Origin of the sequence: Nitratireductor soli (genome assembly GCF_001050155.1) — a bacterium.
Taxonomy (GTDB): domain Bacteria; phylum Pseudomonadota; class Alphaproteobacteria; order Rhizobiales; family Rhizobiaceae; genus Nitratireductor; species Nitratireductor soli.
The window spans coordinates 164,014-183,843 of record NZ_LFVY01000005.1 but is presented as its reverse complement, the minus strand read 5'-3'; the positions used below and the strand labels follow the sequence as shown (position 1 = coordinate 183,843).

At 63.4% G+C, this 19,830-nt stretch carries 19 protein-coding genes; 14 read left to right on the top strand and 5 right to left on the bottom strand.

Features of this window, described 5'->3' with window-relative positions:
• The first annotated feature begins 2 nt into the window (after positions 1–2).
• A complete protein-coding gene (locus AB843_RS08035; RefSeq protein ID WP_048646284.1) occupies positions 3–698 on the top strand; it encodes a DnaJ domain-containing protein in 696 nt (231 codons plus the stop codon).
• A gap of 46 nt (positions 699–744) precedes the next feature.
• Here AB843_RS08035 and AB843_RS08030 read toward each other — a convergent pair whose 3' ends face one another.
• A complete protein-coding gene (locus AB843_RS08030) occupies positions 745–2,079 on the bottom strand; it encodes a D-alanyl-D-alanine carboxypeptidase family protein (protein ID WP_048646283.1) in 1,335 nt (444 codons plus the stop codon).
• 477 nt (positions 2,080–2,556) lie between these two features.
• Here AB843_RS08030 and clpS point away from each other — a divergent pair, with 477 nt between their 5' ends.
• From clpS to AB843_RS08010, 4 genes are all read left to right on the top strand, one after another.
• Entirely contained in the window at positions 2,557–2,907 is a 351-nt protein-coding gene (gene clpS, locus AB843_RS08025) for an ATP-dependent Clp protease adapter ClpS (RefSeq protein ID WP_048646412.1), read from the top strand.
• Between the two features lie 8 nt (positions 2,908–2,915).
• Positions 2,916–5,387 (top strand): ATP-dependent Clp protease ATP-binding subunit ClpA, encoded by a 2,472-nt coding sequence (clpA, locus tag AB843_RS08020; protein ID WP_048646282.1) that lies wholly within the window; start codon positions 2,916–2,918, stop codon positions 5,385–5,387.
• A 104-nt stretch (positions 5,388–5,491) separates the two neighbouring features.
• Positions 5,492–6,286: an AzlC family ABC transporter permease gene (locus AB843_RS08015; RefSeq protein ID WP_048646281.1), complete on the top strand. Its 795-nt coding sequence runs from the start codon at positions 5,492–5,494 to the stop codon at positions 6,284–6,286.
• Positions 6,283–6,630, top strand: a complete 348-nt coding sequence (locus AB843_RS08010; RefSeq protein WP_048646280.1) for an AzlD domain-containing protein — start codon at positions 6,283–6,285, stop codon at positions 6,628–6,630. The genes AB843_RS08015 and AB843_RS08010 overlap by 4 nt, the downstream gene beginning before the upstream one ends.
• A 96-nt stretch (positions 6,631–6,726) precedes the next feature.
• On the opposite strand, the gene AB843_RS08005 is transcribed toward AB843_RS08010, so the two are convergent.
• From AB843_RS08005 to AB843_RS07990, 4 genes are all read right to left on the bottom strand, one after another.
• Positions 6,727–7,152, bottom strand: coding sequence for an HIT family protein (locus AB843_RS08005; protein WP_048646279.1), 426 nt, complete (start codon positions 7,150–7,152; stop codon positions 6,727–6,729).
• 83 nt (positions 7,153–7,235) lie between these two features.
• Positions 7,236–8,363 carry a GNAT family N-acetyltransferase gene (locus tag AB843_RS08000; RefSeq protein ID WP_244467931.1) on the bottom strand — a complete coding sequence of 376 codons (1,128 nt, stop codon included), beginning with the start codon at positions 8,361–8,363 and terminating at the stop codon, positions 7,236–7,238.
• Between the two features lie 143 nt (positions 8,364–8,506).
• Entirely contained in the window at positions 8,507–9,217 is a 711-nt protein-coding gene (locus tag AB843_RS07995) for a glycerophosphodiester phosphodiesterase (RefSeq protein WP_048646278.1), read from the bottom strand.
• A gap of 2 nt (positions 9,218–9,219) precedes the next feature.
• Positions 9,220–9,684, bottom strand: a complete 465-nt coding sequence (locus AB843_RS07990) for a RidA family protein (RefSeq protein ID WP_048646277.1) — start codon at positions 9,682–9,684, stop codon at positions 9,220–9,222.
• Between the two features lie 259 nt (positions 9,685–9,943).
• Here AB843_RS07990 and AB843_RS07985 point away from each other — a divergent pair, with 259 nt between their 5' ends.
• The 9 genes from AB843_RS07985 to bamA all read left to right on the top strand — a co-directional run bounded on the left by AB843_RS07985 (position 9,944) and on the right by bamA (position 19,822).
• On the top strand, positions 9,944–10,777 hold the full coding sequence (locus tag AB843_RS07985; RefSeq protein WP_048646410.1) for a cell envelope integrity EipB family protein: 834 nt from the start codon (positions 9,944–9,946) through the stop codon (positions 10,775–10,777).
• Positions 10,778–10,948: 171 nt separating this feature from the next.
• On the top strand, positions 10,949–11,812 hold the full coding sequence (gene rpsB, locus AB843_RS07980; RefSeq protein ID WP_048646276.1) for a 30S ribosomal protein S2: 864 nt from the start codon (positions 10,949–10,951) through the stop codon (positions 11,810–11,812).
• A 106-nt stretch (positions 11,813–11,918) separates the two neighbouring features.
• Positions 11,919–12,842 (top strand): translation elongation factor Ts, encoded by a 924-nt coding sequence (gene tsf / locus AB843_RS07975; protein ID WP_048646275.1) that lies wholly within the window; start codon positions 11,919–11,921, stop codon positions 12,840–12,842.
• Between the two features lie 90 nt (positions 12,843–12,932).
• Positions 12,933–13,682, top strand: a complete 750-nt coding sequence (gene pyrH / locus AB843_RS07970; protein WP_048646274.1) for a UMP kinase — start codon at positions 12,933–12,935, stop codon at positions 13,680–13,682.
• A gap of 11 nt (positions 13,683–13,693) precedes the next feature.
• On the top strand, positions 13,694–14,254 hold the full coding sequence (gene frr, locus AB843_RS07965; protein ID WP_048646273.1) for a ribosome recycling factor: 561 nt from the start codon (positions 13,694–13,696) through the stop codon (positions 14,252–14,254).
• A 173-nt stretch (positions 14,255–14,427) separates the two neighbouring features.
• Positions 14,428–15,147 carry an isoprenyl transferase gene (locus tag AB843_RS07960; protein WP_087587061.1) on the top strand — a complete coding sequence of 240 codons (720 nt, stop codon included), beginning with the start codon at positions 14,428–14,430 and terminating at the stop codon, positions 15,145–15,147.
• Complete coding sequence (locus AB843_RS07955) at positions 15,144–16,001, top strand: phosphatidate cytidylyltransferase (RefSeq protein WP_048646272.1); 858 nt, start codon at positions 15,144–15,146, stop codon at positions 15,999–16,001. The genes AB843_RS07960 and AB843_RS07955 overlap by 4 nt, the downstream gene beginning before the upstream one ends.
• Before the next feature lie 100 nt (positions 16,002–16,101).
• Positions 16,102–17,241 carry an RIP metalloprotease RseP gene (rseP, locus tag AB843_RS07950; protein WP_048646271.1) on the top strand — a complete coding sequence of 380 codons (1,140 nt, stop codon included), beginning with the start codon at positions 16,102–16,104 and terminating at the stop codon, positions 17,239–17,241.
• A gap of 217 nt (positions 17,242–17,458) precedes the next feature.
• Positions 17,459–19,822: an outer membrane protein assembly factor BamA gene (gene bamA / locus AB843_RS07945; RefSeq protein ID WP_048646270.1), complete on the top strand. Its 2,364-nt coding sequence runs from the start codon at positions 17,459–17,461 to the stop codon at positions 19,820–19,822.
• Positions 19,823–19,830: the final 8 nt, after the last annotated feature.

Genomic DNA, 19,830 nt, shown 5'->3' with positions numbered 1-19,830 from the left:
CGATGGCTTTCCCGTTCTTCTTCTTCGCGCTTTTGCTGCTGATCGCCCTGGCGGCGTTCGCGTTCCTCAGAGCCGACGCCAGGCGCCTGGCCGGCACGCTGCGCCTTGTCGGTCCGGTTCTGGTCGGGCTGGCGGGTACGGTTTTTCTGCTGACCGGCCGCGCCGGGCTTGGCGGGATGCTCTTGTCGATGGCCGTCGCCTGGTATGGCATGGGCCGGCTGAAAGGCCTGGGAACGCCGACGCCCGGGAAAAAATCAGGCGTCCGGTCCGCAGCCCTTGAAATGGAGCTCGATCACGACAGCGGGCGTCTGTCCGGCATCGTGCTTGCCGGACGTTACGAAGGAAAACAGCTCGGCGAGATGAAACTCCCCGAGCTGCTCGAATTGTATGCGGAACTGGCCAGCGACGAGGAAAGCCTGCGGCTACTTGAAGCCTATCTTGACGGCGAGTTTCCCGTCTGGCGCGACAGCGCGCAGGCGGATGAGGGCCACCGGCAGGGAACAGCGGCGGGCACGGGCCCCATGACCGAGCAGGAGGCCTATGAGGTCCTTGGTCTTGAACGTGGCGCGACCGTGGCGCAGATCCGCCAGGCTCACCGCCGCCTGATGCAGCGCCTGCACCCCGACCGCGGAGGGACGTCTTTTCTGGCTGCGCGGATCAACGAGGCGCGCGACGTTCTGCTCTCCGCTCACCATTGAACTCCCCAAACCCGGAATTGATTCTGACAGGCGACGCGGGCTGCGGTCACTGCTGCACCGCGTAGCACGACACGCTCTTCTTCTTCAGCGTGGCGCAAGCGCCCCAAGCGTCGGACTTGCTGTCGAAGCCGACGAAGCGGGCGCGATGATAGGTCACGCCGCCCTTTTCGAAGGTCTCGGTGATCGGCACGACGCTGGCCAGAACTGTGGGCGCCTTCTTCTCGATCTCGGCGAGGAACAGCAACGCTTCATCCTCGCTCGGCATCGAGGCGACCTGGATCAGCCAGCCACCGACAGCGGCGCCCCCGGTCGAGGCGGTCGGCATCGGATCAATGGCGGAGGCGACCTGGCGAACGGGCTCCTGCGGGCGAGGGGCGGAGACCGGCATGACGGACGCCGCCGCACGGACAGGCTGTTCCGGCGCGTAGGCGGTCAGCGTTTCGACCTCCGGGCGGTCGGTCGGCAGCGGAACGCGGCTTCCCGGGATCATCGCGGCGAAGGCTGAGCTGGCGCCGCCGGGCGCCTTGGCGATCAGCATGCGGTCGCGGCCCGTTGAAGCGCCGTCCATATAGGTCTTGATCAGCTTCGCCATCTGCGCATCGCGGCTGCGCGAGGTCCGTCCGCCCATCACCACGGCAACGATGCTGCGGCCATTGGCGTTGACCGAGCTGACCAGATTGAAGCCGGAAGCGCGTGTGTAGCCGGTCTTGATGCCGTCGACGCCCTCGACCCGGCCCAGCAGGTTGTTGTGGTTGCCATAGCGTCGCTTGTTGTAGGTGAAGGAGCGCGTCGAGAAATATTTGTAGTAGCGCGCATGATGCTCGCGCAGCGCGATGCCGAGGCGCGCCATGTCGCGCGCCGTGGACTTCTGCTCGCTGTTGGGCAAGCCATGCGCATTCTTGAACGTGGTGCGCGACATGCCGAGCTGGCGCGCCTTGGCGGTCATCATCGAAGCGAACTTGGCTTCCGAGCCGCCGAGATACTCAGCGATGGCTGTCGCCGCGTCATTGGCGGAACGGGTCACCAGGCCGTAGATCACCTGTTCGACGGTGATGCTCTGTCCGGGCTTGAGGGCCAGATTGGTCGGGGGCTCGGCGGCGGCATTGCGTGATACGGGTATGCGGGTGCCGGTCGAGATGCGGCCGCTCGAAAGGGCGTCGAAGACGAGATAGAGCGTCATCATCTTGGTCAGCGATGCGGGATAGCGCGCCGCGTCGGCGTTCGATTCGTAAAGGACCTTGCCGGTCTTGGCGTCCATCACCAGGCCGGCATATTTGGAATTGGCCGAGGCTTGGGCGGCACCGCCGATCACCAGGAGAACCGAGAATAAGAATGTCGCTGCGATCCTGCCCGAGAAACGCACATGATTCGCTCTACCCATCAACGCTTGACGCACAGTCGCACCCATAAAATCCAAACCACGAGCCTTCGGCTTCCGCACCGCCTGGCCCCTTTGCAAGCAGCCTAGACGGGGCGACGTTACCAATCCGTTTATGGTGAGCGCGGAATTGACGGAAATCCTTAACGTTGAGTCAAATTCGAACCAATGGTGGCCGGGCGACAGGCTTGGTGGCGGGCAGGGGCGCCGTTGCCGGCCCGATTGCGGTAATTTGATCGCAAAAGCGGACGCGCCATATTGTCAGAAACCGAGAAGGTCTTAAAATTGACGGAAGGGTACCTACATGTCCTCGTGGTGCGATCCTGATGGATGGTGCCATCTACCAGGGAAGATCGACCCACCGGATCAATAGCTTGTGGGCTGGCTTCTCGAAACGGATGGTGGCCATCTGTGTTGGTCGGACCACAAGGCAAGGGCTTGGCATAGGGAATGGAATTCTTGAACATCGGCGGTGAAGCCATGCGGCGTTACGATTTGCGGATGCAGGATGGCGAGGGTGACGACGACAATCCGGGTCGCGGCACGTCGGTTATCACGCGCACGAAAATCAAGACCAAGAAGCCGAGCCTGTACCGTGTGCTATTGTTGAATGATGACTACACGCCGATGGAGTTCGTGATCCACGTGCTGGAGCGGTTTTTCAAGAAAGACCGCGAAGCTGCCACGAGAATCATGCTGCATGTGCACAATCACGGCGTTGGCGAATGCGGCGTTTTCACATTCGAAGTGGCCGAGACCAAAGTGACCCAGGTGATGGATTTTGCCCGTCAGCATCAGCATCCGCTACAATGCGTGATGGAAAAGAAGTGAGGTATTGAATGCCGGCTTTCTCGCAAGGCTTAGAGCGGGCACTGCACCAGGCGCTCACATTCGCCAATGAGCGCCACCATGAATATGCAACGCTCGAACATCTGCTCCTGGCGCTGATCGACGATACGGACGCGGCCGCGGTCATGCGCGCCTGCAATGTCGATCTCGACGCCCTGAAGGACACCGTCGTCAAATACATCGACGGCGAACTCGACAACCTCGTCACCGGCTATGACGAGGATTCCAAACCGACCGCCGGCTTCCAGCGCGTGATCCAGCGCGCCGTGATCCATGTGCAGTCGTCGGGCCGCGAGGAAGTGTCCGGCGCCAACGTGCTGGTGGCGATCTTCGCCGAGCGCGAGAGCCACGCCGCCTATTTCCTGCAGGAACAGCAGATGACGCGCTACGACGCGGTCAACTACATCAGCCATGGCATCGCCAAGCGCCCGGGCGGCTCGGAGGCGCGCCCGGTGCGGGGAGCCGAAGAGGACGATTCCGGTGCCACGGGTGGCGAGGCCGAGGAGGGCGGCAAGAAGAAGCAGGCGCAGGACGCCCTGACCGCCTATTGCGTCAACCTCAACACCAAGGCGCAGGCCGGCAAGATCGACCCGCTGATCGGCCGCGAGCCTGAGATCAGCCGCACGATCCAGGTGCTGTGCCGCCGCTCCAAGAACAACCCGCTCTATGTGGGCGATCCCGGCGTCGGCAAGACGGCGATCGCCGAAGGGCTGGCCAAGCGCATCGTCGAGGGCGACGTGCCCGACGTCCTGGCCGACGCGACGATCTTCGCCCTCGACATGGGCACGCTGCTCGCCGGAACGCGCTACCGCGGCGATTTCGAGGAACGGTTGAAGCAGGTGGTCAAGGAGCTCGAGGATTATCCGGGCGCCATCCTGTTCATCGACGAGATCCACACGGTCATCGGCGCCGGCGCCACGTCCGGCGGGGCGATGGATGCGTCGAACCTGCTCAAGCCGGCCCTGTCCGGCGGCACGATCCGCTGCATCGGCTCGACCACCTACAAGGAGTTCCGCCAGTTCTTCGAGAAGGACCGCGCCCTGGTGCGGCGTTTCCAGAAGATCGACGTCAACGAGCCGACGGTCGACGACGCCATCGAGATCATGAAGGGGCTAAAACCCTATTTCGAGGATTTCCACAAGGTGCGCTACACCAACGAGGCGGTGCGCGCTGCCGTCGAGCTTTCGGCGCGTTACATCAATGACCGCAAGCTGCCCGACAAGGCGATCGACGTCATCGACGAGACCGGCGCATCGCAGAAGCTCCTGCCCGAATCGAAGCGGCGCAAGACCATCAGCGTCAGGGAGATCGAAAACACCATCGCCACCATGGCCCGCATCCCGCCGAAGACCGTGTCGGCCGATGACGAAAAGGTGCTGGCCGGCCTCGAGGCGGAACTGAAGCGCGTGGTCTACGGCCAGGAAACGGCGATCACCGCGCTGTCCTCGTCGATCAAGCTGGCGCGCGCCGGCCTGCGCGAACCGGAAAAGCCGATCGGCTCCTACCTGTTCTCCGGCCCGACCGGTGTCGGCAAGACGGAGGTGGCCAAGCAGCTTGCCGCCTCGCTCGGCGTCGAGCTTCTGCGCTTCGACATGTCCGAATATATGGAGCGGCACACCGTGTCGCGGCTGATCGGCGCGCCTCCGGGCTATGTCGGCTTCGACCAGGGCGGTCTCCTGACCGATGGCGTCGACCAGCATCCCCATTGCGTGCTGCTGCTCGACGAGATCGAGAAGGCGCATCCCGACCTGTTCAACATCCTGCTGCAGGTGATGGACCACGGCAAACTGACGGACCACAACGGCAAGAGCATCGACTTCCGCAACGTCATCCTGATCATGACGACCAATGCGGGCGCCTCGGACCTTGCCAAGCCGGCCATCGGCTTCGGATCGTCGAAGCGCGACAGCGACGACATGGAGGCGATCAACCGGCTGTTCACGCCGGAGTTCCGCAACCGTCTCGACGCCATCATCCCGTTCGGCGCGCTGCCGGTGCCGGTCATTCACCAGGTGGTGCAGAAATTCGTCATGCAGCTGGAGGCGCAGCTCGCCGAGCGCCGCGTCACCTTCGAATTGTCGGACGAGGCGATCGCCTGGCTGGCCGACAAGGGCTATGACGAGCGCATGGGCGCCCGGCCGCTTGGCCGCGTGATCCAGGAGCACATCAAGAAGCCGCTGGCCGACGAGGTTCTGTTCGGCAAGCTCAGGAAGGGCGGCACGGTGCGCGTGACGGTGGAAAAGGGCGAGACGGGGGACAATATCCTCAAGCTCGACGCCCTGCCGGACGATGCACCGGTGATGCCACGCGACGAGGTGCCGGTGAAGAAGCCGAAAGCCAAGGCGAAGCCGGCGGCCAAGAAGGCGGCGAAGCCGAAGGCCGCCGCCAAACCGAAGCAGGCCCAGAAGCCCAAGGAGCCGCCGAAGCGCAGCCTGGTGCCGCAATTGCCCCGCAAGGGCTGATTGGCTGCTTTCATTTTGGCCCAATTCGAAGGCGCGAGTGTCCCAAGCACTCGCGCCTTCATCATATCGCGCGGCCGGGAAGGCTGTGTTAGTTGCTTATTCGCATGAGCGAAAATGGATCAGCCCGACCGGTTCAGGCTAAACAGCCCCCGAGTGAAACCCGCCTGACCTGGTACCTGCGCGGCGTGCGGCGCTGCTTTTCGGTGCCGGGCCTGGTTCTGGTCAGCGCCTTCATCGGCTTTGCCGGTCTTGCCCGCGAGGCGGGGCTGACGCTGGAGCAATCGGTTTTCATGACCGGCATCGTCTGGGCGCTGCCTGCGCAAGTGGTGCTCGTCGGCGCGGTGCTTGCCGGCAACAGCCTGCCGGCGGCAGCCTTCGCCGTTGCCTTGTCCTCCGTGCGCCTGGCGCCGATGGTGGTTGCCCTGATGCCGGAAATGCGCGCCGAGAAAACCCGGCCCTGGGTGCTCTACCTGCTGTCGCATTTCGTTGCGGTGACGTCGTGGGTGCTTGCCATGGAGAGCTTCCGCCACGTGCCGCGCGACATGCGCACCGCCTATTACGCAGGCCTGGGCTCGACCCTCGTGCTTGGCAATATGTGCGTCGTGGCGCTGGTCTTCCTGCTTGCCTCGCGGCTGCCGCCGCCGCTGGCAGCCGCCCTTTTCTTCCTGACGCCGATCTATTTCCTGACCTCGCTATGGGGGTCGGCGCGCGAGCGGGCGGGGCATGTGGCGATGGTTCTGGGCCTGTTGAGCGGCCCGGTCTTTCATCTCCTGGTGCCGGGCTTCGACCTGTTGGCCGCCGGTGTCGTCGCCGGCGGGCTTTCCTACGGCTGGCATCGACTGCGCAAGCGAAGGGACCCGGGCGGCACGATGCGCAACGACAGGGAGCGCGCCGAATGAGTTTCGGCGCGCTCGACGCCTGGTGGTGGCCCTATGTCTTCATTCTCGCCGCCGGTTGGCTGGCCACCGATTCCTGGCGCTTCCTCGGTGTCTATCTCGGCGGCAAGATGTCGGAGGATTCCGATATCCTGGTCTTCGTCCGCTGTGTCGCCACGGCGCTCGTCGCCGCCGTCATCGCCAATCTCGTGGTGTTCCCCGGCGGCGCGCTTGCCGGTTCGCCGCTCGCCTTGCGCATCGGCGCGGCAGCCATCGGCTTTGCTGCCTATCTTGCGGCGGGGAAACGGATGATCGTCGGCATCGTCAGCGCCGAAGCGGTGTTGTTGGCCGGGCTTTATCTTCTATAGAATTTTGCAGTCAGGTGGAATCACCTGACGTCCGCATAAATGCGGAAAAACAAAGAGATAGACCGGTTCAGCGTTTCTATGAAACGCTGAACCGGTCTATAGCGCGGCGCGGATTTTTTCCGCCTGGGCGGCCAGCACCGCCTGGTCGGCCATTTCGCCCGTATGCGGGCGCAGCGCCACCCCGTCGAAGCGCGGAATCACGTGCACATGCAGGTGGAACACCACCTGACCGCCGGCCGGCTCGTTGAATTGCTGGATGGTCAGCCCGTCCGCGTTAAACGCCGCCGCGGCTGCGCGTGAAATCCTTTGCACCGTGCGCATCACCGCGGCCAGGCTGTCCTGCTCGACGTCGAAGATGTTGCGTGACGGTTTTTTCGGGATAACCAAGCAATGCCCATCGCCGCGCGGCATGATATCCATGAAGGCAAAGGTCTCGTCATCCTCGTAGAGTTTATGCGCCGGCAAATCACCGCGCAAAATCTTGGCGAAAACATTGCTGTCCTCATATGCGTGATCGTTCATGTGCGCCTCTTCTTATCGAGCAAGTTTCTACGGACCTGATTACAGCAAGGAAATCGGCGCGCCAAGAGGGCATTGCCATATGGTCACCCCTTGCGGAAAGGTGTGTGCGCGCCGAGCAGGCTGTTGATCTCCGCCACATCCTGGCGCTCGCCTTCGAGATACTGCGCCACGGCATGTCTCAGGCCCGGATGCGGGATGTGATGCGCCGAGCGCGTGATGACGGGCTCGTAGCCGCGCGCCAGCTTGTGCTCGCCCTGGGCGCCGGCTTCGACGGTCGACAGGCCGCGCTCGATGGCAAACGCGATCGCCTGATGGTAGCAGACCTCGAAATGCAGGAAGGGGTGATGCTCGATGCAGCCCCAGTTGCGGCCATAAAGCGTGTCCGAACCAATAAAGTTGATGGCGCCGGCAATGTAGCGCCCCGCGCGCCGTGCCATCACCAGCAGGATGTCGTCGGCCATCCGCTCGCCGATGAGCGAGAAGAAGCGCCTGTTGAGATAGGGTCGGCCCCATTTGCGGCTGCCCGTGTCCGAATAGAAGGCGAAGAAGTCGTCCCAGACCGCCTCGGACAGGTCGCTGCCGGTCAGCCAATCGATCTGGATGCCGTTTTCAAGCGCGGCACGGCGTTCCTTCTTCAGCGCCTTGCGCTTGCGCGAGGCGAGCGTGGCGAGAAAATCCTCATAGGTGCCATAGCCGCGATTGAAAAAATGGAACTGCTGGTCGATGCGCATCAGGAAACCGGAGGCCTGCAACGCTTCGATGTCCTCGTCCATGGCAAAGGTCACATGCGCGGAGGAAACGCCGAGCCGTTCGGTCAGGGTTTTCAGGCCCTCGGCCAAGGCGCCCCGCACCACGCGCTCGTCGGTGCCGCGGCGGGTGAGGAGCCGTGGCCCGCGTGCCGGCGTGAATGGAACCGACGCCTGCAATTTTGGATAATAGCGCCCGCCGGCCCGCTCGAAAGCGTCCGCCCAGCCATGGTCGAAGACGTATTCGCCCTGGCTGTGCGCCTTCAGGTAGCAGGGCACGGCGCCGAGCAATGTGCCGTCGGCCGCGCGCAGCCACAGATGCTGACCGAGCCAACCGCTCTCCCGCGTGGCGCAGCCGCTTTCCTCGACCGACGACAAGAACGCGTGTGAAAGGAAGGGGTTGTATGGAGAACCGGATTCATGTCGCGAAGCGCCGGACAGGGTCGCCCACTCGGCTGCCGGCATGTCGGCGAAATGCGGCGAGACCGTCAGGGTCGCCTCGCCGATGGCAGGGTCGGGCGTGTTGGCTGAACTCATGCTGGAAACCTAAGCTGCGGCGGGGGCAATTCAAGTTCGCGCTATGCTGCCAGTGGCAGGCTTTGGTTGGATCAGGGCAAAAAACCCTCGAACGTCATCTGGTCGGCGTGGCGGGCCGTCGCATCGACCGTTGCCACATCGCGCACCGTCCAGGTGATGACCGGCATCGACAGCCGGTCGCGCACGAAGGAGACGAAGGCGTTGGGCAGTTGCAGGACCGAATAGGAGACAAAGGAGAGGTCGTGGGCCAGCATCGAAAAGTGCGCCTCCATCGCCGCCGGCGACGATCCCTCGGCCGTCAATCCGCGCGGTCTGCCTGACGCTTGCGCGGCCAGATCACGCAGGAGGCGGTGCTCGAACGACATCAGCGCCACCGCTCCGTCGTAGCCGGCCAGGACCTGCACAACGCGTTCCACCAGATCGGCGTCATGCCCCTCTGATCCTTTCAGTTCGATGACGACCGGCACCCGGCCGGCAACCAGCGCCAGCATTTCGCCCAGTGTCGGTACGGGCTCGGCGGTGCCGCCGATGCGCAGGCGGCCAAGATCGGCAGCGCGCCTTTCCCAGATGTTGCCGTCCGCACCGGTCAGCCGCTTCAGCGCCTCGTCGTGAAACACCATCGGCACGCCGTCGGCAGAAAGATGCACGTCGCATTCGATCGCGTAACCGGCCTCAGCCGCCGCCGCGAAGGCGGGCAGCGTGTTCTCCCAGCAGGCGCGGTTCATGTCATGCAGGCCGCGATGAGCGATCGGCCGTGCCGTCAGCCACGACACATCGCTCATGATCAGGCGACCTCGATGACCGCGTCGATCTCGACCGGGGCGTTCATCGGCAGGGAGGCCATGCCGACGGCGGCGCGGGCGTGGCGGCCGCGATCGCCAAGCGCTGCAACGAGGAAATCGGAAGCGCCATTGGCCACCAGATGCTGGTCGGTGAAATCTGGGGTCGAGGCGACGTAGACGGTGATCTTGACGATCCGCTTGATCCGCTCGAGATCGCCGAGCGCCGTGCGCGTCTGGGCAAGGATGTTCACGGAGCACCATTTCGCCGCCAGTTTGCCCGCCTCGGTTCCCAGTTCGCGGCCGAGCAGGCCCATGGCCATCAGCTTGCCGTCTTTCAACGGAAGCTGGCCCGACGTCATCAAAAGGGAGCCCGACTGGACGAACGGCACGTAGTTCGCCACGGGAGCGGCCGCATCCGGCAGTTCCACGCCCAATTCCAACAGCTTTTTCTCGATCGCGCTGGCCATTCTCATCTCCTGCCTCTGGGGCTGCGGACAACATGCCGCCGGTGTGATCGGCCGGTGTTGCAAAAGGACAGCCCGTCTGTCGATTTTAGACATGGTCCGGGACGAAAATCGAATCCCAATCGTCGCCCGTCATCCACGCCTGCGGCAGAGGTTGCATATTTGCCTCGCTTCCGCCACGACTCTCGGTCAATTGATGAAGCATTCATGCGGCCGAAGCGAATTCCTGGCCGCGACAAAGCCGTATTTCGGGAGGTCGTCCATGCGCTGCTTGCGCCCTGTCTTGTTGAGCTTGCTTGCCTTTAGCGGACCGGGCTTGACCAATGCCATGGCCGACGAGGCAGAGCTCCTGGCGCATCGGGCGGTCTACGATCTGTCGTTGGGCGAGGCGAGCGACCGATCGGGAATCAACGCGATCAACGGTCGCATGGTGTATGAGTTCGCCGGCTCCGATTGCGAGGGTTACACGACCACGTTCCGTTTCGTCATGCGCCTTGAGACGGATGAGGCGACCAGGCTGTCGGACCAGCAGACGACGACCTTCGAGGACGGCAAGGGCGAGACTTTCCAGTTCGTCAACAAGACCTATCTGGACAACGCGCTGGACCGCGAGGTGAGGGGCGTTGCACATACCGATTCGAAGGGCACGAAGGTCGATCTCAGCAAGCCGCAAAAACAGTCGCACACGCTCGAGCCGACGCAGTTTCCCGTCGCGCATATGAAGGAAGCGCTGGAGAAGGCGAAATCGGGCGGCGGCTTCTATCAAACGACCCTGTTCGACAGCTCGGAGGATGGAGACCGCGTCATGCTGACCTCGGTCGCCATCGGCAAGCCGCGTGCCATCGTCGATGGCGATGCCGAGCGCAAGGCGGCGGAGCCGCTGGACGGCAAGGATTTCTGGCCTGTGACCATCGCCTATTTCGACCGGTCGAAGGACAAGGGCGAGGAAACGCCCGACTACGACATCAGTTTCCTTCTGCATGAAAGCGGCGTCACGCGTGACCTGAAGATGAACTACGGCGAATTTTCCATCCAGGGAAAACTGGTCGATCTGACGCTTTTCGAGCCCGCCGCCGACAAGGCGTGCAAGCGCTGAACGGCAAGCGCGCGCCGCGCCGCGCTTGCATTCATCGAAATAACCCTCTATATGCGCGCCCATTCCACACACGGGCCAATAGGTCTCGGTCGGGAGAAATCCGACCGGCGCCTCCGGTGGCGGTTTTCCGCCTGACGGCCCGTGGAGGTTCAACCGGAAAGGAATTTTTGAATGGCTCTGCCTGATATCAGCATGCGCCAGCTTCTCGAGGCTGGTGTTCACTTCGGCCACCAGACGCACCGCTGGAACCCGAAGATGGCGAATTACATCTTCGGCGCGCGCAACAACGTCCACATCATCGACTTGAGCCAGACGGTGCCGCTCATGCACCAGGCGCTGAAGATGGTCTCCGACACCGTCGCCAAGGGCGGCCGCATCCTGTTCGTCGGCACCAAGCGCCAGGGGTCGGACATCGTTGCCGACGCGGCGAAGCGTTCGGCGCAGTATTATGTCAATGCGCGCTGGCTCGGCGGCATGCTGACCAACTGGAAGACGATCTCCAATTCGATCCAGCGCCTGCGCAAGCTTGACGAACTGCTCGCCTCCGACGCCCAGGGCTTCACCAAGAAGGAGCGCCTGAACCTCGAGCGCGAGCGCGAGAAGCTCGACCGCGCACTGGGCGGCATCCGCGACATGGGCTCGACGCCGGACCTGATGTTCGTCATCGACACCAACAAGGAAGCGATCGCCGTGCAGGAGGCCAAGCGCCTCGGCATTCCGGTGGTGGCGATCGTCGATTCGAACTGCGATCCCGACGCGATCGATTACCCGATCCCCGGCAATGACGATGCGGCGCGCGCGCTGGCACTTTATTGCGACCTGATCGCCCGCGCCGCCATCGACGGCATCGAGCGCCAGCAGGGCGCCATGGGCATGGACATCGGCGCATCCATCGAAGCGCCGGTCGAACCGGTTCTCGAAGATGCGCCGGCGCCAGTGGAAGCAGCCGTGGAAACGCCGGCGGAAGCTCCGGTTGAGGCTCCGGCCGAATCTCCGGCCGCCGCCCCGGCAGCGGATGAGAACAAGGACGCCTGACAGGCGCTGTTCGTAGGAAATTGTGGAGCGGTGAGCTCCGCGACGGCCGCGCGGCAGGACAATGGCTTCGCGGCCGTTTTGTTAGAGATTTGATGAAGAGGCAACGATGAGCATTTCAGCAGCACAGGTCAAGGAACTGCGCGAGAAGAGCGGCGCGGGCATGATGGATTGCAAGACGGCCCTGACCGAAACCAACGGCGACATGGAAGCGGCCATGGACTGGCTGCGCAAGAAGGGCATCGCCAAGGCCGACAAGAAGGCTGGCCGCACGGCGGCCGAGGGCCTGATCGGCGTGGCGGCGGATGCGTCGAGCGCGGTTGTGGTCGAGGTCAACTCGGAGACCGATTTCGTTGCCCGCAACGACGCCTTCCAGGCACTGGTCGGCAACATCGCCGGCATCGCGCTCGGCACCGATGGCAGCCTCGAGGCGGTTTCGGCGGCGACCTATCCGGCGACCGGCAAATCCGTTGCCGACACGATCAAGGACGCCATCGGCACGATCGGCGAGAACATGACGCTGCGTCGCTCGGCCAAGCTGTCGGTCGCCAACGGCGCCGTTGCCAGCTACGTGCACAACGCGGTCACCGACGGCCTCGGCAAGCTCGGCGTCCTGGTGGCGATCGAGACCGCCGGCGATGCGGATGCGGCGCGTGCCTTCGCCCGCCAGGTGGCCATGCATGTGGCGGCGACCAACCCGCTGGCGCTGAACGAGGCGGAGGTCGATCCGGCCGCCGTGGCACGCGAAAAGGAGATCTTCTCCGACCAGGCGCGTCAGTCGGGCAAGCCGGAGAACATCATCGAGAAGATGGTCGAGGGCCGGCTGCGCAAGTTCTTCGAGGAGGTCGTCCTCCTCAAGCAGGCTTTCGTCATCAACCCCGACCTGACGGTCGAGAAGGCGCTTGCCGAGGCCGAGAAGGACATCGGCGCGCCGGCCAAGATCGTCGCCTTCGTGCGCTTCGCACTGGGCGATGGCATCGAGCGCGAGGAAACGGATTTCGCCGCCGAAGTGGCTGCCGCCGTCAAGAAGTAACGGTCTTCGATTGCCGTTTGATAAAGGAGGGCGTCGCGTGACAACGCGGCGCCCTTCGTGTAACGCAGGACGCATATTGGAGACTTGGAAATGACTGAAAAACCCCGTTACCGGCGCGTTGTGCTAAAGGCATCCGGTGAGGCCCTGATGGGCGAGCAGGGGTTCGGCATCGACGTTTCCGTGGTCGACCGCATCGCCTCCGACATTCGCGCGGCGCGCGATCTGGGTGTCGAAGTGGGTGTCGTCATCGGCGGCGGCAACATCTTTCGCGGCGTCGCCGTCGCCTCCAAGGGCGGCGACCGGGTGACGGGCGATCATATGGGCATGCTCGCCACGGTCATCAACTCGCTGGCGCTGCGCACCTCGCTGGTCAAGATCGGCGTCGACGCCGTGGTCATGTCGGCAATCGCCATGCCGGAGCTTTGCGAAAGCTTCTCCCAGCGCCAGGCGATGAGCTACATGAATGCCGGCAAGGTGGTGATTTTCGCCGGCGGCACGGGCAATCCCTTCTTCACGACCGATTCGGCAGCCGCGCTGCGCGCGGCGGAAATCGGCGCCGACGCGCTGTTCAAGGGCACGCTGGTCGATGGCGTTTACACGGCCGATCCGCGGCGCGACCCGAGCGCGGTGCGCTACGAACGCATATCCCACGCGCAGGTGATGCGCGACGGGCTGGCGATCATGGATACGGCGGCGATTGCCCTTGCGCGCGAGAACCACATTCCGATAATCGTTTTCTCGATTCATGAAGAGGGCGGTTTCAACGCCATCTTGAGGGGCGGCGGCCACTGCACCATCGTGGCCGATGACGCCGACGCAGAACAGCGTGTGGGTGCGTAAGGAGACCTGATATGGCCGATGGCGTTGATTTCCAGGATTTGAACCGGCGCATGGAAGGGGCGGTGACGGCCTTCCAGCATGATCTCGCATCGTTGCGAACCGGCCGGGCGTCGGCAAACCTTCTCGATCCGATCCAGGTCGAGGCCTATGGCGCTGCGATGCCGATCAACCAGGTGGCGACCGTCTCGGTGCCCGAGCCGCGCATGATCTCGGTCTCCGTGTGGGACAAGAGCATGGTGTCGGCGGTCGACAAGGCGATCCGCGAATCGAATCTCGGCTTCAACCCGATCGTCGATGGCACGAGCTTGCGCATTCCCCTGCCGGAGCTCAACGAAGAGCGACGCAAGGAACTGGTCAAGATCGCCCACCAATATGCCGAAAGCGCCCGTGTCGCCGCGCGCCACGTGCGCCGCGACGGCATGGAGCATCTGAAGAAGGCCGAGAAGGACAGCGTGATCAGCCAGGACGATCTGCATGTCCAATCCGACCGCGTGCAGAAGATGACGGACGAGACCATCGCCGCCATCGACAAGATGCTGGTCGGCAAAGAAGCAGAGATCATGCAGGTCTAGTGGTCTGACCGGGACAGATGGTACCCGTCTGTCTCGATAAGTCAGCCCACAAGCTGTTGATCTGGTGGGGCGATTTTTCCTAACAGATGGGTACCATCTGTTAGGATCGCACCACTAGGGTCAGAACCTGGCAGTCGCGGTGGCGTTGTGGCCGCTGCGGAAGAGGAGGCAGTTTGGTGAAGCCCGCGCATGTGGCGATCATCATGGATGGCAATGGCCGCTGGGCCGAGGCGCGCGGCCTGCCGCGCCGCGCCGGCCATCGCGCCGGTGTGGAAGCCTTGCGCCGCACGGTGCGCAATGCCGGCGAGCTCGGCGTCTCCTGGCTGACCGTCTATGCGTTCTCCTCGGAGAACTGGTCGCGACCGCGTTCCGAGGTCAACGACCTGATGGGGCTTCTGCGCCTGTTCATCCGCCGCGACCTGGCCGAATTGCACCAGAACGGCGTGCGGGTGCGCATCGTCGGCGACCGGGTGACCCTCGAGCCGGACATCAAGGCGCTGCTGCAGGAGGCGGAAAACCTGACCGCCGGCAACACGTCGATGAACCTGGTGATCGCCTTCAACTACGGATCGCGCGACGAGATCGTCCGCGCCGCCGCAGCCTTGCTGCATGACATTCAGGCCGGCAAGGTCGATGCCGACGCGCTGACCATCGAACGGTTCGGCGCCTATCTCGACACCGCCGGCATTCCCGATCCGGATCTGATCATCCGCACCAGCGGCGAACAGCGCCTGTCCAATTTTCTCCTGTGGCAGGCGGCTTACGCGGAATTCGTCTTCGTCCAGGGCCATTGGCCCGATTTCAGCCGTGAAGACCTGGCCGCCGCCATCGCCACCTTTTCCGGGCGGGAGCGTCGCTTTGGCGGCGTGACGGCGCGAGAAGCCGCCCTATGAGCACAGCCCCCGATCAGAACGGGGGAAAGCCGCCGCGCAGCAATCTGCAGCTGCGCGTGATGTCGGCGCTGGTGCTTGGCGCAGCCGTGCTGGCTGTCACCTGGCTCGGCGGCCTGCCGTTTCGCCTGATGAGCGCCGCTATCGCCGCCGCCATCTTCTACGAGTGGGTGGCGATGCGGCGCACGCCGCTGCCGCGCTGGCATGTCGTCCTTTCTGCGGCGTTGCTGGCGATCGTCCTGGTGCTGACGATCGCCGGACAGGCGGCCGTCACCGTGTTTGCCGCACTTGCCGGCGCGCTGCTTCTGGCCGGTTTGTCGGGATTGATCGCCGGGCGCGGCCTGACCGCCATGGCCGGGCTGGCCTATGCGGCGGCGCCCGCCCTGGCGCTGGTCCATCTGCGCGGCGACGACCAGTCCGGCCTGATTGCCATCCTGTTCCTGTTCGCCGTGGTCTGGACCACTGACGTCATGGCCTATTTCATCGGACGCACGCTGGGCGGCGCGAAGCTGGCGCCCTCCATTTCGCCCGGCAAGACCTGGAGCGGCGCCATTGGCGGCGCCATCTTCGCGGTGGTGGCCGGCGTGATCTTCGCCTTCCACGACAGCGCCGTCCATGGCGTGGCGCTCGTCGCCGCCGTCGCCCTGGTCCTGGCGATCGTTTCCGAACTCGGCGACCTGTTCGAATCGGCTGTCAAACGGCGCCAGGGCGTAAAGGATTCAGGCAATCTCATTCCCGGCCATGGCGGTGTGATGGACCGCGTCGATGGGCTGATGGCGGCAGCCCTGGTCTTTTATCTTCTGGCAGCGCTTCTCGCCGGTCCGGAAACGCCGGCGCACGCATTTTTCACCTTTTGACCAGTCGGGATTTGCCATGCATTTGCCGCGATGGCATGGAGGGTGGCGATAGCGGGCAGATTCGACCACCCGGTGGTGGCAGCGAGCAAGTGAGACGTCAGTGATCGAATTCTTCACGTCCTTTTTCAACACTGACAGCCTGCTGGTCGGGACGATCATACCGTTTCTGTTCGTCTTGACGGTGGTCGTCTTCGTCCACGAGATGGGCCATTACCTGGTCGGCCGCTGGTGCGGCATCGGCGTCAAGGCGTTCTCCATCGGTTTCGGCCCGGAGCTGATCGGCTTCAACGACCGGCACGGCACGCGCTGGAAACTGTCGGCGATACCGCTCGGCGGCTATGTCAAGTTCACCGGCGACATGTCGGCATCGAGCAAGCCCGATCCCGAAGCGACGGAGCATCTCACCGACGATGAGCGCAAGGTCGCCTTCCACACCCAGCCCGTCTGGAAGCGCGCGGCGACCGTCTTCGCCGGTCCGTTGTTCAACTTCCTTCTGACGATTGCCGTTTTCGCCGTCATGTTCGCCGGTTTCGGCCGTTACGTCATGGAGCCGACGGTCGCCGACGTGCAGCCCGACAGCCCGGCCGCCATGGCCGGTTTCGAGCCGGGCGACCGCTTCGTCTCCGTCGACGGGACCACGGTGCGCACATTCGGCGACGTGCAGCGGCTCGTTTCAGGCCGCGCCGGCGACGAACTGACCTTTGTCGTGCGCCGTGGCGATAACGAGATCGAGCTCGTCGCGCGGCCCAAGGTGAGCGAGCAGACGGATGCGCTGGGCAACACAGTCAAGCTCGGCGTCATCGGCGTGGTCAACGACGAGACGATGGGGCAGCCGCGCCTGATCGAGTACGGTCCGCTGGAATCGGTCGGCGAGGCAGTCCGCGAGACCGGCTACGCGATTTACCGGACGGGCCAGTTCCTGAAGCGATTCGTCGCTGGCCGCGAAGACCGCTGCCAGCTCGGCGGCCCGGTCAAGATCGCCGACATGGCGGGCAAAGCGGCGCAGCTCGGCTTCGAATGGCTGGTGCAGCTTGTTGCATTATTGTCGGTCGGCATCGGCATTCTCAATCTTTTACCCATCCCCCCCCTTGATGGCGGGCACCTGGTGTTCTACGCCATAGAGGCCGTGATGCGGCGTCCTGTATCCGAGAGGGTCATGGATGCGGTTTATCGCGTCGGTCTTTTTGCGGTGCTGGCATTCATGGGGTTTGTTTTCTGGAATGACCTGTTCGGCTGTTGAGGAGACGCGGGAAAAGGTAATTTGGTAAAAATTGAGACGATATTTACCATGGCTTTGAAATTGGCGTGACGTGAAAGCCACGGTGCGTGCGTTCGTAAACGCAAATTAACCAGAAGGCTTGCGTGTAGGGAAAATACGGCTATTACGATAGCTGATTTTTGTAGGATGTTCCGATTTCCGCCGCGGGGACAAAGAGAATAGAAGGTTTTCAAGCCCAATGAAGGCAACTTCCAGGTTCATGAACGCCGTTTCGGCAGTCGCTCTTTCGGCGGGCGTGGCGATGACGGGGACAATCGCCATCCAGCTTGCGGCCACGCAGGCCGCCGAGGCTGCAACCGTCAGCCGTATCGATGTGCGGGGCAACCGGCGCGTCGATGCCGAGACCGTCCGCAACTATATCGGAATTCGTCCGGGGCGCTCCTTTTCCAACGACGACGTCAACGACGCGGTGAAGCGCCTGTTCGCCACCGGTCTTTTCTCCGACGTTTCGATCACCCAGTCGGGCGGTGCGCTTGTCGTCACCGTTGACGAATACGCGGTGGTCAATCAGGTGCTGTTCCAGGGCAACAAGAAGATCAAGGACAGCAACCTTTCGCAGGCGGTCCAGCTGCAGCCGCGCAAATCCTTCTCCAATCAGGCTCTCGAGGCCGATGCAGAGACGATTCGCGAATCCTACCGGCGCATCGGCCGCGACGATGCCACCGTGACAGGCCGCACCCAGGAACTCGAAGACGGCCGTGTCAACGTCATCTTCGACATCCAGGAAGGCGGACGCACCAAGATCGCCGCGATCAATTTCGTCGGCAACAGCGCTTTCGGCAATGGTCGCCTGAAGGACATCATCGCCACCAAGCAGTCGAATTTCCTCTCCTTCCTGCTGCGCAACGATATCTATGACGACAATCGTCTGCGCGCCGATGAGGAAACGCTGCGCCGCTTCTACTACAATCGCGGCTATGCCGATTTCCGCGTCATCTCGGCAACCGCCGAGCTGGACGAGGCCGAAAACGCCTACACGCTGACCTTCACCGTGGAAGAGGGCGAGCGCTACCGCTTCGGCAATATCGGCATTGAAAGCACCATCACCGGCGTCGATTCCGAAGCGCTCAGGTCGCGCCTCGAAACGCGCCAGGGCGGTGTCTACAGCGCCAAGGACGTCGAGGACACGATCATCGCGCTGACCGAGGAAGTGGCCGGCAACGGCTATGCCTTCGCCCAGGTCACGCCGCGCGGCGACCGCAATTTCGAGACCCGCGAGATCGACGTCGTCTACTCGATCGACGAAGGTCCGCGCGCCTACATCCAGCGCATCGAGATCCGCGGCAACCAGCGCACCCGCGACTACGTCATCCGCCGCGAGTTCGATTTGAGCGAGGGCGACGCCTTCAACCAGGTGCTCGTGCAGCGCGCCAAGCGCCGCCTCGAAGCGCTGAATTTCTTCCAGACGGTCAACATCTCGACCGTTCCCGGTTCGCAGCCCGACCAGGTGGTTCTCGTCGTCGACGTGGTGGAGAAATCCACCGGCGAGTTCTCGATCGGCGCCGGCTATTCGACCGGTCAATCGGAATCGAGCGGCGGCGGCTTCTCCGTCGAGGGTTCCGTCACCGAGCGCAACTTCCTCGGCCGTGGCCAATTCATCCGCGTTGCGGCCGGTGGCGGCAAGGATTCGCGCGACTATTCCTTCTCGTTCACCGAGCCGTATTTCCTCGGACGGCGCATCTCGGCCGGCTTCGACGTCTATCGCCGCACGCGCAAGTTCGACGACAAGTATGATCGCGACATTATGGGTGCCACGGTGCGTTTCGGCCTGCCGATCACCGAGGCCCTGTCGACGCAGCTCGCCTACAATTACGCGCAGGAAGAATATTCGGGCACCGGCAATTGCTCCGTTCCCAGTTCCGGGGGCAACTGTAATTTGGCGCCGGCACTCGTCGAGGCGATCAATCAGGGCACTTGGAAGAAATCCTCCGTCAGCGGTTCGTTGATCTACAACACGATCGACAATTTGCAGAACCCGCGCGAGGGCATCTACGCCAATCTGACGCTGGAGGTTGCCGGTCTTGGCGGCGACGCCAAATTCGTCAAGGCAACGGCGCGCGGCACCTATTACCAGCCGCTGTCGGAGGAACTGGATCTGATCGGCATGTTCAGCGTCGGCGGCGGCCATATCCAGGCTTTGTCGGGCGACCTGCGCGTGTTCGACCATTTCTCGAGCAGCGACCGCATCATCCGCGGCTTCAAGTACAACGGCATCGGGCCTTATCAGGTGACCAACGGGCGCACCGACCATCTGGGCGGCAAGACCTATTTCAACGCCTCGGCGGAAGCGCAGTTCCCGTTCCCGCTCCTGCCTGAAAGCTTCGGTCTGCGCGGCGCCGTCTTTGCCGATGCGGCGACGCTGTACGCCAGCGACATCGCCGGCACCAGCGGCACCAGCATGGAGTGGCGTGCCTCGGTCGGCGCGGGCCTGATCTGGGCATCGCCCTTCGGACCGCTGCGTGTCGATTACGCTGTTCCCGTCGTGAAGGAAGATTCCGACACGGTGCAGAACTTCAACTTCGGCATCTCGACACGGTTCTAGCAACCCTG

Bases quoted from the DNA above. Each gene is read 5' to 3' on its own strand.
- AB843_RS07995 (WP_048646278.1), bottom strand. From the start codon at position 9,217: ATGAGCGATGTGTCGTGGCTGACGGCACGGCCGATCGCTCATCGCGGC.
- AB843_RS08005 (WP_048646279.1), bottom strand. From the start codon at position 7,152: ATGAACGATCACGCATATGAGGACAGCAATGTTTTCGCCAAGATTTTG.
- frr (WP_048646273.1), top strand. From the start codon at position 13,694: ATGGCCGATGGCGTTGATTTCCAGGATTTGAACCGGCGCATGGAAGGG.
- clpA (WP_048646282.1), top strand. From the start codon at position 2,916: ATGCCGGCTTTCTCGCAAGGCTTAGAGCGGGCACTGCACCAGGCGCTC.
- AB843_RS08010 (WP_048646280.1), top strand. From the start codon at position 6,283: ATGAGTTTCGGCGCGCTCGACGCCTGGTGGTGGCCCTATGTCTTCATT.
- AB843_RS07990 (WP_048646277.1), bottom strand. From the start codon at position 9,684: ATGGCCAGCGCGATCGAGAAAAAGCTGTTGGAATTGGGCGTGGAACTG.
- AB843_RS07955 (WP_048646272.1), top strand. From the start codon at position 15,144: ATGAGCACAGCCCCCGATCAGAACGGGGGAAAGCCGCCGCGCAGCAAT.
- pyrH (WP_048646274.1), top strand. From the start codon at position 12,933: ATGACTGAAAAACCCCGTTACCGGCGCGTTGTGCTAAAGGCATCCGGT.
- AB843_RS07985 (WP_048646410.1), top strand. From the start codon at position 9,944: ATGCGCTGCTTGCGCCCTGTCTTGTTGAGCTTGCTTGCCTTTAGCGGA.
- bamA (WP_048646270.1), top strand. From the start codon at position 17,459: ATGAAGGCAACTTCCAGGTTCATGAACGCCGTTTCGGCAGTCGCTCTT.
- AB843_RS08000 (WP_244467931.1), bottom strand. From the start codon at position 8,363: ATGCCGGCAGCCGAGTGGGCGACCCTGTCCGGCGCTTCGCGACATGAA.
- clpS (WP_048646412.1), top strand. From the start codon at position 2,557: ATGCGGCGTTACGATTTGCGGATGCAGGATGGCGAGGGTGACGACGAC.
- AB843_RS08030 (WP_048646283.1), bottom strand. From the start codon at position 2,079: ATGGGTAGAGCGAATCATGTGCGTTTCTCGGGCAGGATCGCAGCGACA.
- rpsB (WP_048646276.1), top strand. From the start codon at position 10,949: ATGGCTCTGCCTGATATCAGCATGCGCCAGCTTCTCGAGGCTGGTGTT.
- tsf (WP_048646275.1), top strand. From the start codon at position 11,919: ATGAGCATTTCAGCAGCACAGGTCAAGGAACTGCGCGAGAAGAGCGGC.
- AB843_RS08035 (WP_048646284.1), top strand. From the start codon at position 3: ATGGCTTTCCCGTTCTTCTTCTTCGCGCTTTTGCTGCTGATCGCCCTG.
- AB843_RS08015 (WP_048646281.1), top strand. From the start codon at position 5,492: ATGAGCGAAAATGGATCAGCCCGACCGGTTCAGGCTAAACAGCCCCCG.